This window comes from Streptomyces sp. BBFR2 (genome assembly GCF_044497305.1).
Taxonomy (GTDB): domain Bacteria; phylum Actinomycetota; class Actinomycetes; order Streptomycetales; family Streptomycetaceae; genus Streptomyces.
The window spans coordinates 2,980,875-2,995,987 of sequence record NZ_CP172415.1 but is presented as its reverse complement, the minus strand read 5'-3'; the positions used below and the strand labels follow the sequence as shown (position 1 = coordinate 2,995,987).

10 protein-coding genes are annotated in these 15,113 nt (G+C 71.8%); 7 read left to right on the top strand and 3 right to left on the bottom strand.

Annotation, left to right across the window (positions count from 1 at the left end):
- Nucleotides 1–119: 119 nt before the first annotated feature.
- Nucleotides 120–2,618 (bottom strand): DEAD/DEAH box helicase, encoded by a 2,499-nt coding sequence (locus tag ACGH2B_RS11555; RefSeq protein ID WP_399087694.1) that lies wholly within the window; start codon nucleotides 2,616–2,618, stop codon nucleotides 120–122.
- Nucleotides 2,619–2,700: 82 nt separating this feature from the next.
- Here ACGH2B_RS11555 and bldG point away from each other — a divergent pair, with 82 nt between their 5' ends.
- The 6 genes from bldG (at nucleotide 2,701) to ACGH2B_RS11525 (ending at nucleotide 10,097) form a co-directional block, all read left to right on the top strand.
- Nucleotides 2,701–3,042 carry an anti-sigma factor antagonist BldG gene (bldG, locus tag ACGH2B_RS11550; protein ID WP_365110777.1) on the top strand — a complete coding sequence of 114 codons (342 nt, stop codon included), beginning with the start codon at nucleotides 2,701–2,703 and terminating at the stop codon, nucleotides 3,040–3,042.
- Between the two features lie 109 nt (nucleotides 3,043–3,151).
- On the top strand, nucleotides 3,152–3,571 hold the full coding sequence (locus ACGH2B_RS11545; protein WP_399087692.1) for an ATP-binding protein: 420 nt from the start codon (nucleotides 3,152–3,154) through the stop codon (nucleotides 3,569–3,571).
- Between the two features lie 790 nt (nucleotides 3,572–4,361).
- On the top strand, nucleotides 4,362–6,767 hold the full coding sequence (locus tag ACGH2B_RS11540) for a sodium-translocating pyrophosphatase (RefSeq protein ID WP_399087690.1): 2,406 nt from the start codon (nucleotides 4,362–4,364) through the stop codon (nucleotides 6,765–6,767).
- Between the two features lie 206 nt (nucleotides 6,768–6,973).
- Nucleotides 6,974–7,558, top strand: a complete 585-nt coding sequence (locus tag ACGH2B_RS11535; protein ID WP_399087688.1) for a small secreted protein — start codon at nucleotides 6,974–6,976, stop codon at nucleotides 7,556–7,558.
- Between the two features lie 111 nt (nucleotides 7,559–7,669).
- Nucleotides 7,670–9,217, top strand: a complete 1,548-nt coding sequence (locus tag ACGH2B_RS11530) for a methyltransferase (RefSeq protein ID WP_399087686.1) — start codon at nucleotides 7,670–7,672, stop codon at nucleotides 9,215–9,217.
- 475 nt (nucleotides 9,218–9,692) lie between these two features.
- A complete protein-coding gene (locus ACGH2B_RS11525) occupies nucleotides 9,693–10,097 on the top strand; it encodes a hypothetical protein (RefSeq protein ID WP_399087684.1) in 405 nt (134 codons plus the stop codon).
- A 115-nt stretch (nucleotides 10,098–10,212) separates the two neighbouring features.
- Here the strand turns inward: ACGH2B_RS11525 and ACGH2B_RS11520 are convergent, their stop codons facing one another.
- The gene (locus tag ACGH2B_RS11520) at nucleotides 10,213–10,659 is read right to left on the bottom strand and encodes a DUF2752 domain-containing protein (RefSeq protein WP_399087682.1); all 447 of its coding nucleotides are present in this window, start codon (nucleotides 10,657–10,659) and stop codon (nucleotides 10,213–10,215) included.
- 1 nt (nucleotide 10,660) lies between these two features.
- On the bottom strand, nucleotides 10,661–11,284 hold the full coding sequence (locus ACGH2B_RS11515; protein WP_399096945.1) for a hypothetical protein: 624 nt from the start codon (nucleotides 11,282–11,284) through the stop codon (nucleotides 10,661–10,663).
- Nucleotides 11,285–11,914: 630 nt separating this feature from the next.
- Between ACGH2B_RS11515 and topA the strand changes: the two genes are divergently transcribed.
- Nucleotides 11,915–14,794, top strand: coding sequence for a type I DNA topoisomerase (topA, locus tag ACGH2B_RS11510; protein WP_399087680.1), 2,880 nt, complete (start codon nucleotides 11,915–11,917; stop codon nucleotides 14,792–14,794).
- Nucleotides 14,795–15,113: the final 319 nt, after the last annotated feature.

The following is a 15,113-nucleotide window of genomic DNA, read 5'->3' as shown; positions in this document are numbered from 1 at the left end:
GCGGCGGGCACGGAGCCAGGCCGGCCTCCCACCTCCGGACCTCAGCAGCCCGCACCCAGTCGGGGCACCCGCCCCGTCGAGGCATCTGCCCGCAGGCCACGCCCGAGGGCAGCCCCGCCCTACCCCGCGGCCGCCGGAGCCGCCTCCGGCGCGCCGCGCAGCAGTTCGGTCAGCAGGCGGACGGCGCCGCGTTTGTGCAGGGGCTCGTTGCCGTTGCCGCACTTGGGGGACTGGATGCAGGAGGGGCAGCCCGCCTCGCACTCGCAGGAGGCGATGGCGTCGCGGGTGGCCGTGAGCCAGTCGGCGGCCGTGTGGAAGGCGCGCTCGGCGAAGCCCGCGCCGCCCGGGTGGCCGTCGTAGACGAAGACGGTGGGAAGGAGGGTGTCGGGATGCAGCGGTACGGAAACGCCGCCGATGTCCCAGCGGTCGCAGGTCGCGAAGAGCGGCAGCAGGCCGATCGAGGCGTGTTCGGCGGCGTGCAGCGCGCCCCCGAGCTGCTCCGGATTGACGCGGGCGGCGTCGAGCTGGTCCTCGGTCACCGTCCACCACACCGCGCGGGTCCGCAGCGTCCGCGGCGGCAGATCCAGCTTGCTCTCGCCCAGGACCTCCCCGGTGATGAGCTTGCGCCGCAGGAAGGAGACGACCTGATTGGTGACCTCGACCGATCCGAAGCACAACCGGCCGGCGCCCCACGGCACTTCGGTCTCCGTTTCGAGGACGGAGATGGCCGTGGTGTCCCGCGCGGTCGTGGAGTACGGCGGGTTGGCCTCCGAGACGAGCGCGACATCGTCCGCCAGGTCGAAGCGGTCGACCACGTACGTACGGCCCTGATGGAGATGGACCGCGCCCTCGTGGACCGTCGTATGGGCCGCGGCCGCGTCCACCGTGCCGAGCAGCCGCCCCGTACCGCTCTCGACGATCTGCACCGGCGCGCCGCCCTGCCCGCGGATATCGGTCAGATCGCAGGCTCGCTCGCGGCGTGTCCAGTGCCAGCCCGAGGCGCGCCGCCGCAGCAGGTTCGCCGCCTCGAGCTGCGGCATCAGCGTGGCGGCCGTGGGCCCGAACAGCGCGAAATCCGCCTCGGTCAGCGGGATCTCCGCCGCCGCGGCACACAGATGCGGGGTGAGAACGTACGGATTGCCGGGGTCCAGCACCGTCGACTCGACCGGCTGGTCGAACAGCGCCTCGGGATGGTGGACGAGATAGGTGTCCAGCGGATCGTCCCGGGCCACCAGCACCGCCAGCGCCCCCTGCCCCGACCGTCCGGCCCGGCCCGCCTGCTGCCACAGGGAGGCGCGGGTCCCGGGATAGCCCGCGATCAGCACGGCGTCCAGACCGGAGACGTCCACGCCCAGCTCCAGCGCGGTGGTGGCGGCGAGCCCGAGCAGCTCACCGCCGTGCAGCGCCCGCTCCAGGGCACGCCGCTCCTCCGGCAGATACCCGCCGCGGTACGCCGCGATCCGGGCGGGCAGCGACCGGTCCACCTCCGCGAGCCGCTCCTGCGCGATCAGCGCGATCAGCTCAGCACCCCGCCGGGACCGTACGAAGGCGACGGTGCGGACGCCCTGCACCACGAGATCGGTGAGGAGGTCGGCGGTCTCGGCGGTGGCGGTACGGCGGACGGGCGCGCCCTGCTCGCCGTGGAGCTCGGTCAGCGGCGGCTCCCACAGCGCGAAGACCGTCTCACCACGCGGCGAGGAGTCCTCCGTGATCTCCACCACGGGCAGTCCGGTGAGCCGGCCGGCGGCCTCGGCGGGCTCGGCGGCGGTCGCGGACGCGAGCAGGAAGACCGGCTCGGAGCCGTAGCGGGCGCACAGTCGCCGCAGCCGCCGGATCACCTGGGCGACGTGGGAGCCGAACACCCCGCGGTAGGTGTGGCACTCGTCGATGACGACATAGCGCAGCGCGCGCAGGAAGGAGGTCCAGCGCGGGTGCCCGGGGAGGATGCCGCGGTGCAGCATGTCCGGGTTGGTGAGGACGTAGTTCGCGTACTGGCGCACCCATTCGCGTTCCTCCACCGGGGTGTCGCCGTCGTAGACCGCCGGGCGGACCGCGTCACCGAGCGGGGCGGCCAGCTCCCGTACGGCGCGCCGCTGATCGGCCGCGAGCGCCTTGGTGGGGGCGAGATACAGCGCCGTGGCACCGCGCCCGCCCGGTGGCGCGCCGCGTTCGCGCGGCAGCCGCCCCGTCGCGGCGGGCCGGGCGCCGTCCAGGAGGGTGGAGAGCACCGGCGTCAGATACGCGAGCGACTTGCCCGAGGCGGTGCCGGTCGCGATGACGATGGAGGTGCCGTTCAGCGCGTGCTCGGCGGTGACGGCCTGATGGGTCCACGGGCGCTCGATCCCGGCGTCCCGGAGGGCGGAGATCACTTCCGGCCTGATCCGTTCCGGCCAGTCGGCATGGCTGCCCGGACGCGGGGGCAGGTGCTCCGTATGAGTGATGCGTGCAGCGCGGGTCGCGCCCCTGGCGAGACGGTCGAGAATGATGCCGGGGGAAGGGTTTGCGCCCGCATCCGTCGGGAGTCGATTGGAGGCCATCGGCACCGAGTCTGTCACCGGTGTGACGGACAATGCTGAAAGGGCGTCGTGCACGCCTGCTGGTAAGTGATTGAATGCCATCGCGGCTGCCGATCCGTCCCCTACCTTTCGGTGGGGAGGCCCCAGGGGGGCGACCGCTCGATAGCAAGGTGCTGGAGGATCCGTGGACCTGTCCCTGTCGACCCGGACCGTTGGCGACCGTACGGTCGTCGAGGTCGGTGGCGAGATTGATGTATACACCGCGCCCAAGCTGCGTGAGCAGCTGGTCGAGCTTGTGAACGACGGCAGCTACCACCTTGTGGTGGACATGGAGCGTGTCGACTTCCTGGACTCCACCGGGCTCGGCGTGCTGGTGGGTGGGCTCAAGCGTGTGCGTGCCCACGAGGGCTCGCTGCGCCTGGTCTGCAACCAGGAGCGCATTCTCAAGATCTTCCGTATCACCGGACTGACCAAGGTGTTCCCGATTCACACCTCGGTCGAGGACGCCGTCGCAGCGACCGACTGACGGCTCCGCGGTGCCCGCGCGCAGGCGCGGGTGAGGAAGAAGTGTGGGGGGTACCGGGCGACGCCGTCCGGCCCCCTGCGTTGCACGTCCGCAAATCGAGGGGGATGGCATGGCCACCGTCGAACTCCGTTTCAGCGCCCTGCCGGAGCACGTCCGGACCGCGCGTCTGGTCGCGGCCGCGGTGGCGAGGCGCGCCGGGGTGGATGAGGCGGTGCTCGACGAGGTGCGGCTCGCCGTCGGTGAGGCGTGCAGCCGGGCCGTCGGCCTGCACTTGGCGCACGGCATCGACGCGCCCGTCCATGTCGCCCTGATCGAGGACGAGAAGAAGTTCGCGATCGAGGTCGGCGACGATGTGCCGAGCGGACCCGGGGAGCACGCCTCCGACGACGGCTCCGACGCGGACGGTGAGGACGAGATGGGCCTCGCGGTCATCAGCGGGTTGGTCGACGACGTCCAGGTCACCTCGGGTGCGGATGGCGGCCGTATCCGCATGAGCTGGCCGACGGCTGCTGCCACGGCCGCACCGTAGTTTTTCCGCGGCGCCATGGTGTGTGCGCCGGGCTCGTAACTCTTCCGTAGGCGGTCGGGTCTTCGATGACGCCCGGCCCCGCCTGCCGATCGTCTTCCGGATTGCGCCGGGTTGTTCTCCGCCGGCTCCTCGTGATCGTCCGGCCCTTGAGGGGCCTCGGGGCCTTGTCGCTCTCGCGCTCTCGCGCCTCTTGCTGCCCTCGCTTTCGCGCTTCTTGGCGCCCTCGCGGGCTCTCGGGGCTTCCGGTCTCTCGCGCCTTCACCCGGCTTCGGGGGTTCCGGCCTTGGCGGGCTGTTCTTCGTACCTGTCGGGCCGCTCGGGCCGCTCGGGCGATCCGGGCCGTCCGGGCCGATCGTGGTGGTTCTGCCCGGAGGCGGGCGGTCGTCGGGGGTGGTGGGGCGCGCGGTCGGGCGCTTCGATCCGGACGCAATCTGACGTGGTGTCAGGACAGGTTTTCGCGACGGGGAGTTTTCCGTCGAGGGGTGGAGAAACGTTCCGGGGGTGTGTCGCGGCGGGTGTGTAATGGGCTTCGGGGGCGGGAGTGGCGTCTTTGAGCAGCGGTGATCAGTAGGAAACTGAGATCATCGTTCAGTGGTCAGCTAATTAGCGGCTTTCCATCGTCTGGGCTAATTCGTGGAGCGCGTTCCTTTTGATCTTCCCGGCTGCGGCCGAATTCCGTTTCACGCGTACTGTTTTGATGCCGTGCGGCTCCCTACAATCCGTCCACATCTTGCTCAGTTCGCCTGAGCGTGCTCGCGCGCGCCCATGTGCCAAACGTCAAGGAGGACGAATGGCGGGGCCATACACCCCTCAGTCGCTGAACTCCCCCTCGCTTCTCGCCGGACCGTCGCTGACGGCGGGCAACCGCGGGATCGTGCTGGTGATCGCCGTCATCGCGCTGGCGGCGCTGGCCGTCGCCGCGGTGCTGGTACGTCAGGTGCTCGCCGCCGGCGAGGGGACCGACAGTATGAAGAAGATCGCCGCCGCGGTGCAGGAGGGCGCGAAAGCGTACCTGGCCCGGCAGTTGCGGACGCTCGGCGTATTCGCCGTGGTGGTCTTCTTCCTGCTCATGCTGTTGCCCGCGGACAATTGGACGCAGCGGGCGGGTCGCAGTGTGTTTTTCTTGATCGGCGCCGGATTCTCGGCGGCCACCGGGTATATCGGCATGTGGCTCGCCGTACGCAGCAATGTGCGGGTGGCGGCGGCGGCCCGGGAAGCCACTCCGGATGGCGGCGAGAACGACGTCACCGGGAAAAAGGATCTTACGGCGGTCTCGCACAAGGCCATGAAGATCGCTTTCCGTACGGGCGGCGTCGTCGGCATGTTCACCGTCGGCCTCGGGCTGCTCGGCGCGTCCTGCGTGGTGCTGGTCTACGCGGTCGACGCGCCCAAGGTGCTGGAAGGCTTCGGGCTGGGCGCCGCGCTGATCGCGATGTTCATGCGGGTCGGCGGCGGCATCTTCACCAAGGCGGCGGACGTCGGCGCGGACCTCGTCGGCAAGGTCGAGCAGGGCATTCCGGAGGACGATCCGCGCAACGCCGCGACCATCGCGGACAACGTGGGCGACAACGTCGGCGACTGCGCCGGTATGGCCGCCGACCTCTTCGAGTCGTACGCCGTGACGCTGGTCGCCGCCCTCATTCTCGGGATGGCGGCGTTCGGTGACGCCGGGCTCGCCTTCCCGCTGCTGGTGCCGGCGATCGGCGTGGTCACCGCGATGATCGGGATCTTCGTCGTGGCGCCGCGCCGCACCGACCGCAGCGGCATGACCGCCATCAACCGCGGCTTCTTCATCTCCGCGACGATCTCGCTGGTCCTGGTGGCGGCAGCGGCGTTCACCTATCTGCCGTCGACGTACCAGGGGCTGGCGGGCGTCACCGACCCGGAGATCCTGGGCCGGGCCGGGAACCCGCGGATCCTCGCGCTGGTCGCCGTGGCCATCGGCATCGTGCTCGCCGCGCTGATCCAGCAGCTCACCGGGTACTTCACCGAGACCGGGCGGCGTCCCGTGCAGGACATCGGCAAGACCTCGCTGACCGGCCCCGCGACCGTCGTGCTGTCCGGTATCTCCATCGGCCTGGAGTCGGCGGTCTACTCGGCGGTGCTGATCGGTCTCGCCGTCTACGGGGCGTTCCTGCTGGGCGGTGCCTCGATCATGCTGGCGCTGTTCGCGGTGGCGCTGGCCGGTACGGGGCTGCTCACCACCGTCGGCGTCATCGTCGCGATGGACACGTTCGGGCCGGTGTCGGACAACGCGCAGGGCATCGCGGAGATGTCCGGGGACGTCACCGGTGACGGCGCGCAGGTCCTCACCGACCTCGACGCCGTCGGCAACACCACCAAGGCGATCACCAAGGGCATCGCCATCGCGACGGCGGTGCTGGCCGCGGCGGCGCTGTTCGGTTCGTACCGTGACGCCATCGCGACGGCGGTGCAGGGTGTCGGCAAGGCGGCGAGCGGGATGGGGCTGAGTCTGGACATCTCGCAGCCGAACAACCTGGTCGGGCTGGTCCTCGGCGCGGCCGTGGTCTTCCTCTTCTCCGGGCTGGCGATCAACGCGGTGTCGCGGTCGGCCGGTTCGGTCGTCTTCGAGGTGCGGCGGCAGTTCCGCGAGCACCCGGGGATCATGGACTACACCGAGCAGCCCGAGTACGGGCGGGTCGTCGACATCTGCACCAAGGACGCGCTGCGGGAGCTGGCCACCCCCGGACTGCTCGCGGTGCTCACCCCGATCGCGGTCGGTTTCGCCCTCGGCGTCGGCGCGCTCGGCTCGTTCCTCGCCGGCGCGATCGGCACCGGCACGCTGATGGCCGTCTTCCTGTCGAACTCCGGCGGCGCCTGGGACAACGCCAAGAAGCTGGTCGAGGACGGGCACTTCGGCGGCAAGGGCAGCGAGGCGCACGAGGCGACGGTCATCGGCGACACGGTGGGCGACCCCTTCAAGGACACCGCGGGACCGGCGATCAACCCGCTGCTGAAGGTGATGAACCTGGTGGCGCTGCTGATCGCCCCGGCGGTGGTGAAGTTCAGCTACGGCGCGGACCAGAACACCGGGGTGCGCATCGGCGCCGCGGGGCTCGCCCTGCTGATCATCGTCGGCGCGGTCTACCTCTCCAAGCGGCGCGGCATCGCCGTGGGTGACGAAGACAACTCCCAGAAGTCCACGAAGACCGCCGAGACGGTCGTCGCGTCCTGACGGGAAAGCGTCTTTGACGAGGTGACAGACGGGTGGCGGGCGCTCCGCGGCGGGCGCCCGCCACCCGTCCTCGTCCGAGTGCGGAAGACCTCACCTTCCTTGGTGCAAATGGCTTTATTACGGTACGTAGCGGATGGCCCGCTCGTGGGCCAGGCCCTTTGGCCGTGTATGTTCCGGGGCCGAGAGCCATGGAAGGGACCGATCCGGTGAACAAGAAGCTTGTGGCCGCGCTGTCCGGCGGTGCGGCACTGATGCTCGCGCTGACCGGGTGCAGCGACGACAGCAGCAAGAAACTCGACGACTGGGCCAAGAAGTTCTGCGACCCCGCACAGGCACAGTTCAAGAAGATTCAGGACGCCAACGCCGCGATGCAGACGGCCGATGACGGCACCACGGACTCCAAGAAGGTCCAGCAGACCGACTCGGCGGCCTTCCAGAAGATCTCCGACGCCTACGCGGCCCTCGCCACCTCCCTGAACAAGGCGGGCGCCCCGCCGAGCGACAACGGCGAGACGGCCCAGAAGGACGCGGTCAAGGAACTCAACGCCCTCTCCAAGGGGTACGCCGGCCTCAAGAAGCAGGTCGACAACCTCGACACGGGCGACAAGCTGAAGTTCGCCGACGGGCTGCGCGACCTCTCCAACGGCATCAACAAGCTCAACAAGCAGAGCGAGGCCGCCTTCAAGAAGCTGGAGTCCGGCGACGTCGGCAAGGCGATGGCCGGTCAGAAGGGCTGCCAGAGCCAGAACGCGCCCGCCTCGCCCTCGGGCGGCGAGTCCAAGAAGTCGTAGCCGGCGGGCCGCGCCCGCGGCCCGTACCCCGGAACCGGTCCACGGCCCGGCGCCGCGCCCGCGAGGCGCGCGGTGCCGGGCCGTCGCCGATTGTCAGTGGCGGGGCCGACAATGGTCGGCGTGAGTACGCACCTCCCCACCACAGATGTCCGCGACCCCGCGAGCCGCGCCCGTACCGACCGGCTGCGCGAGGCGCTGCTCGCCGCCGGCTTCACCGCCGACGGCCTGCTGGAGCTGCTGGGCGCGCCCGCCTACGCCGCGCTGGCCCGCAGCGAGACGGTGCCCGCGCTGCGCGCCACCCGGGGCGATTCCCCGCTGGAGACGCTGGTGCGGCTCTTCCTCCTCCAGCGCCCGGTGGCGCGCGCCCGCGCCGAGGCGGCGCTGCCGGTGGCGGACTGCCTCGCCGACGGCTGGCTCGTGGCGGACGGCGACGCGGTCCGCGCCCAGGTGGACGTCCGTCCGTACGGCGGTCCCGAGGGGCAGGACTGGTGGGTCGTCTCCGATCCGGGGTGCGCGGTCGGCGGCGCGGGCGGCATCCGCGGCGCCGGGGAGACGGACCGCTCCGCGCTGGTGCTCGGCGTCGGCGGCGCCTCCACGACGCTCGCCGGGATCACCGTCCCCACCCCCGTGGGCCGCGCCCTCGACCTCGGCACGGGCTCCGGCATCCAGGCGCTGCACGCCTCCCGGCACGCCACCCATGTCACGGCGACGGACCTCAACCCGCGGGCGCTGCGGATCGCCGCCCTGACGCTGGCGCTCTCCGGGGCGGCCCCCGCCGAGCTGCGCGAGGGCTCGCTCTTCGAGCCGGTGGGCGAGGAGACGTACGACCTCATCGTCTCCAACCCGCCGTTCGTGATCTCCCCGGGCGCCCGGCTGACGTACCGGGACGGCGGGATGGGCGGCGACGACCTGTGCCGCACCCTGGTGCAGCAGGCCGCCGCGCACCTCAACGACGGCGGGTACTGCCAGTTGCTGGCCAACTGGCAGCACGTCGAGGGCGAGGAGTGGGCCGACCGGGTGCGCTCGTGGGTGCCGCGCGGCTGCGACGCCTGGGTGGTCCAGCGCGAGGTGCAGGACATCACGCAGTACGCCGAGCTGTGGCTGCGGGACGGCGGCGACCACCGGGCCGCCCCCGAGGAGTACGCCGCGCGGTACGACGCCTGGCTGGACGAGTTCGAGGCGCGCGGCACCCGGGCCGTCGGCTTCGGCTGGATCACACTGCGCAAGTCCGGTGCGGACGACCCGTCGGTCATCGTCGAGGAGTGGCCGCACCCGGTGGAGCAGCCGCTGGGGGAGACCGTCGTCGGGCATTTCGCGCGCCAGGACTATCTGCGCCGTACGGACGACGCGGCGCTGCTGGCCGGGCACTTCCGGCTGGCCGGTGAGGTGGTCCAGGAGCAGGTCGGGCTGCCGGGCGCGGAGGACCCGGAGCATGTGGTGCTGCGGCAGAACCGCGGCATGCGGCGGGCCACCAAGGTGGACACGGTCGGCGCCGGGTTCGCCGGGGTCTGCGACGGCTCGCTCCCGGCGGGCCGGATCCTGGACGCCATCGCCCAACTCATGGGCGAGGACCCGGTGTTGCTGCGGGACCGGACGCCGGAGGCGATCCGGATGCTGGTGGAACAGGGCTTCCTGGAGCCGGTGGAGGGGGAGAGGTGAAGGTGACAGCGGGACAGAGCTGACGGGGCGTCGGCGGGCCGCCCGAACCCGCGGGCTCACCGAGGCTCGCGGGCTGCGCGGCCCGCATCCGCGTACGTGTCCGGCCCCGCATCCGCGTGCGCATCGCTGCGGGTGTGCTTCCCCCGGCGGGCGCTCGCGGTCGGTCGTCGGTGGTTCGCGGGGACAGGCTTCCGGACGGGCTTCCGCGGTGTCCTCGGGGTGGAGCGGCGGGCGTTCACGTTCGTCTTCCCGGCGGGGCCACGCGTGGTGGTCCGGTGCGTGGCCCGGGGGGCGTGTTCAGGGTTCGGATCCGGCCATATCCGGATCGGTGCGGGATCAGGGGGTCTGCGGCGGAACCCCGGAGCCGGTTCAGGCACTCACTCGGGATGAGGACGGGCGGGGGCGCCGGGCAGGCGACGGGCCTTCGCTGTGCGTCCGGTCGTCAGCTCCATCAGCCCAGCCAGTGAGGACTGTCATGAACCGAGCACTCCGTTTGACCGCCGTCAGCATGATCACCGCCTCCCTGCTCGTCGGGGGCGGGGCCGCCGCGTTCGCCGCACCCTCCCAGACCCACTCGCCCACCCCCGTCACGGCGACGGCACCGGCCACGGCGTCGCTCACCGCCAAGGCGAGCGTCGCCTCCGTCCAGGCGTGGGAGGAGTTCCGCATCACGGGCGCCTCGCAGGGGATGGCCAAGGGCACGAAGGTCACCGTCCAGCAGAAGCAGGGCACCCGCTGGGTCTCGCTGCCCGCGCAGACCCCGGTGAGCGCCACCGGCACCTACTCGGTGCGGGTGAAGCTCGGCATCAAGGGCGTGAACCACCTGCGGACGGCCGTGAACACGACCGTCTCGCCCGAGGTCACGGTCACGGTGCGCTGACCCGTCCGCCGTACGACGACGTCGCCGCGGCGGGCCGCCCGAGAGGCGGGCCGCCGCGGCGACGGCCGTATCGGTGGCGAGGGCGCGACCGACTGCCTGCCGGGCCCCCGTCCGCTCAGCCCACGAGGTTGCGGACGAGCATCCAGACCATCGCGGTGCCCAGGACCGCGGCGCCCGCGCGGCCCGACAGCCGCAGGCGGTAGTAGCGTCCGCGCAGCCCGGCCGTCAGCCAGCGTCCGATGGCGTACGCGGCGGCCGGTACGCCCAGGACGAGCAGGGCGGCGTTGTCGTGGAAGGCCGTCACGACATCGCCGTGCAGCAGGTCGTACGTGAGGCGGGTGCCGCCGCACAGCGGGCACAGCAGGCCGGTCGCCCACCGCAGCGGGCAGCCGGGGAGCAGATGGCCCGGCTCGTGCGGGTTGGTGTTCCAGAGGTAGACGGCGCCCGCCGCGCCGACGCCGAGCCCCAGGGCCGCCCGGCGGAGCGTGGCGGCGCGGAGCGCGGCGCCGTCCGGTGGTCCGGCCGGGGCGGCGGGGCGGGGCGCTGGTCCGGTGGCGGTCATCTCACACGCTCAGCGACCGGGCGTGGTTGACCTGGTTGAGCACGTACATGACCTGCTCCGGGGAGTGCACGGGGACCATCGTGGCGTGGTAGCGCCCGCCACTGGCCACCGTGACCTGCACGAAGCCGGTGGTCACCCGTTCCTTCATGAGGAAGAAGAGCAGACCGAGCAGGCAGAAAAAGAAGAAGACGACGCCCAGCACGACGGCGTGGGTGGGGATCTTCTCGTCGGTCCGTGACATGTCCGTCGCGGTCCAGACGGCGCCCTTCAGCGGCATCGGCCCGGCCGGCGTCACGATCGTGTCGCCGCTGACCGCGATGTCACCGATCGAGAAGACGGCCCCGCCGCCCTGCGGCTGCCCCGGCGCGAACCCGCCACCCGGCGGCGGGAACCCCGGCGCGCCCTGCGGCTGCGGCGGAGCGGCGGGCGGAGCGGCGGGCGGGACCGGCGGCATCGCGCCGCCCGGGTAGCCGTATCCCGGCTGCGGCGCGGGCGGGTAGCCGTACCCGGGCTCCCCGGGCCGGCCGCCCTGCGGGTACCCGTACGGGGCGGCGGCGGGTGGCGGGGGACCGGCCGGTGCGGCGGGCGCGGCGGCGGGTGGCGGCGGCGTACCGACCGGCGGCATGCCGGGCTGCGGCGGAACGCCGGGCGCCGCACCGGCCTGCGGCGGCGTACCGGGCATCGGCGGCACCCCGGAAGCCGCGCCCGGCGCGCCCCCCTCCGGCTTCGCCGCCGGATCGGGCTTCGCCAGCGGATCAGCCTTCGCCGCCGGATCGGCCTTCGCCAGCGGATCGGGCTTCGCGAACAGGTCCGCCCCCGCCGACGGGTCCGCCCCCGCCGGTGATCCCGGAGTGGCGTACGGATTCGGTTCGTCCCCGGACGGGCCCGGTTGCTGGTGCGCCATGGTGATCTGTCCCCCGAGTGTGCGCGGTGACGGCGGTGAGTGGTCGGTATGAGGAGCCGTACCCGGCCATCCTGCCAGTAGGCCGCCGCAGGGGGACCGGGCGGCGGACGGCGGGACCGGACACCGGGGGCGGCCTGCCCCGGGCCGGGCCGTCGCGGCCGGGGGGACAAGGTCCGGGCGGCAGGAAGGCATGTAGTCGGGTTACCGTTCGAGTGGCGTTGCGGGGATTTTCCGTTTGACACGGGGGCGGGAGGTACCGTCACACTCCGCAGCGTCAAGCGACACCGCAGTGTCCGCCTTCAGCGCTATCGCCTGGAGGTATCCAGGCGTCGACCGGAGAGAAGAGCGAAGTTGTCCCCGACCAGCGAGACCGCAGAGGGCGGCGGCCGCCGACTCGTCATCGTCGAGTCGCCTGCCAAGGCCAAGACGATCAAGGGCTATCTCGGCCCCGGATACGTGGTCGAGGCCAGTGTCGGGCACATCCGTGATCTCCCCAACGGCGCGGCGGAGGTCCCGACGAAGTACAAGGGCGAGCCATGGGCCCGGCTCGGGGTGAACGTCGACGCCGACTTCCAGCCCATCTACGTCGTCAACAGCGACAAGAAGGACCAGGTCAAGAAGCTCAAGCAGCTACTGGCCGAGTCCGACGAACTCTTCCTCGCCACCGATGAGGACCGCGAGGGCGAGGCCATCGCCTGGCATCTCCAGGAGATCCTCAAGCCCAAGGTCCCCGTCCACCGCATGGTCTTCCACGAGATCACCAAGGACGCCATCCGGGACGCCGTGGCGCACCCCCGCGAGCTGAACAAGAAGCTCGTCGACGCCCAGGAGACCCGCCGCATCCTCGACCGTCTCTACGGCTACGAGGTCTCACCGGTCCTGTGGAAGAAGGTCATGCCGCGGCTGTCGGCGGGCCGGGTGCAGTCCGTCGCCACCCGTCTCGTCGTCGAGCGGGAGCGCGAGCGCATCGCCTTCCGCTCCGCCGAGTACTGGGACCTGACCGGCACCTTCGCCACCGGACGCAGCGGTGACAGCTCCGACCCGTCGACGCTGACCGCCCGCCTCGCCACCGTCGACGGGCGCCGCGTCGCCCAGGGCCGCGACTTCGGCGCCGACGGCCGGCTGAAGAACGACGCGGTGCTCCACCTCGACGAGGCGAACGCCCGCGCGCTGGCCGCCGCCCTCGCGGAGACCGCCTTCGCGGTCCGCTCCGTCGAGTCCAAGCCGTACCGCCGCTCCCCGTACGCGCCGTTCCGGACGACCACCCTCCAGCAGGAGGCGAGCCGCAAGCTCGGGTTCGGCGCCAAGGCGACGATGCAGGTGGCCCAGAAGCTGTACGAGAACGGCTTCATCACCTATATGCGTACGGACTCCACGACGCTCTCCGACACCGCGATCTCCGCCGCCCGCGCGCAGGTCACACAGCTCTACGGCGCCGACTACCTGCCTCAGAAGCCGCGCAGCTACGCCGGGAAGGTCAAGAACGCGCAGGAGGCGCACGAGGCGATCCGCCCCTCCGGCGACCGCTTCCGCACCCCGGCCGAGACGGGCCTGACGGGCGATCAGTTCCGGCTGTACGAGCTGATCTGGAAGCGGACCGTCGCCTCCCAGATGAAGGACGCGACGGGCAACTCCGTCACCGTCAAGATCGGTGGCCGCGCCGCCGACGGGCGGGACGCCGAGTTCACCGCGTCCGGCAAGACCATCACCTTCCACGGCTTCCTCAAGGCGTACGTCGAGGGCGCCGACGATCCCAACGCCGAGCTGGACGACCGTGAGCGCCGGCTGCCGCAGGTCGCCGAGGGCGACGCGCTGGGCGCCCGGGAGATCACCGCCGACGGCCACGCCACCAAGCCCCCGGCCCGCTACACCGAGGCGACGCTGGTCAAGGAGTTGGAGGAGCGGGAGATCGGCCGCCCGTCGACGTACGCGTCGATCATCGGCACGATCCTGGACCGCGGTTACGTCTTCAAGAAGGGCACCGCGCTCGTCCCGTCGTTCCTCTCCTTCGCCGTCGTCAATCTGCTGGAGAAGCACTTCGGGCGGCTCGTCGACTACGACTTCACCGCCCGGATGGAGGGTGACCTCGACCGCATCGCGCGCGGTGAGGCGCAGTCCGTGCCGTGGCTGCGGCGCTTCTACTTCGGCGAGGGCGGCGAGGACAGTGCCTCCGGTGCAGCCTCGGACGCCGGCAACGGCGACGGCGACCACCTCGGTGGCCTGAAGGAGCTGGTCACCGACCTCGGCGCGATCGACGCCCGGGAGATCTCGTCGTTCCCGGTCAGCGACGACATCAAGCTGCGGGTCGGCCGCTACGGCCCGTACGTCGAGCGCGGGGAGAAGGACGCCGAGGGCCACCAGCGCGCCGATGTGCCGGACGACCTCGCGCCCGACGAGCTGACCGTCGAACTGGCGGAGGAGCTGCTGGCCAAGCCCAGCGGCGACTTCGAGCTGGGCACCGACCCCGAGAGCGGCCACCAGATCGTCGCCAAGGACGGCCGGTACGGCCCGTACGTCACCGAGATCCTGCCCGAGGGCACGCCGAAGACCGGCAAGAACGCGGTGAAGCCGCGGACCGCGTCGCTCTTCAAGTCGATGTCGCTGGACACGGTGACGCTGGCCGACGCGCTCAAGCTGATGTCGCTGCCGCGGGTCGTCGGCACGGACGCCGAAGGCGTGGAGATCACCGCGCAGAACGGCCGCTACGGCCCGTACCTGAAGAAGGGCACCGACTCGCGCTCCCTGGAGAGCGAGGAGCAGCTCTTCACGATCACGCTGGAAGAGGCGCTGGCGATCTACGCCCAGCCCAAGCAGCGTGGCCGGGCCGCCGCCAAGCCGCCGCTGAAGGAGCTGGGCACCGACCCGGTCAGCGGTAAGCCGGTGGTGGTCAAGGACGGCCGGTTCGGCGCGTACGTCACCGACGGCGAGACCAACGCGACGCTGCGCCGGGACGACGACGTCGAGACGATCACCGCGGAGCGCGGCTACGAGCTGCTGGCGGAGAAGCGCGCCAAGGGCCCGGCGAAGAAGACCGCCAAGAAGGCTCCGGCGAAGAAGGCGGCGAAGAAGGCGCCCGCGAAGAAGACGGCGGCGAAGAAGACCACGGCCAAGAAGACCACGGCGGCGAAGAAGAGCACCGCCGCGAAGAAGACGACGGCTGCCAAGAAGACGACCGCGGCGAAGAAGACCGCCGCGGCGAAGACGGCGTCCGGAGAGTCGGGCGAGGAGTGAGCGGACGGGCGGCGGGCCCCTGCCCGCCGCCCGCTCCGTACCCCGGGCGCCGGGCCGCATCTCGCGGTCCGGCGCCTTCTCCGTGCGGCGCCTTCTCCGTGTACCGGGTGCGGGGCCGTGCCCTCGCGCTCCGGCGTCGTGGACCGGCGGGTGGTTGTGCCTCGCGGGGGTGGCGTCTCCGCCCGGCGTGCGGCCGTGTCCCGTGCGCCGGGCCGGTGTGGTCGGGGCCGGTTCCGTACGAGGACGCCGGGCGGCGTGCCTGCGCCGACGTCGTACGAGGACAAGGCCGGGCAAGGCGGGCAAGGGGTCGGCGGGGCCG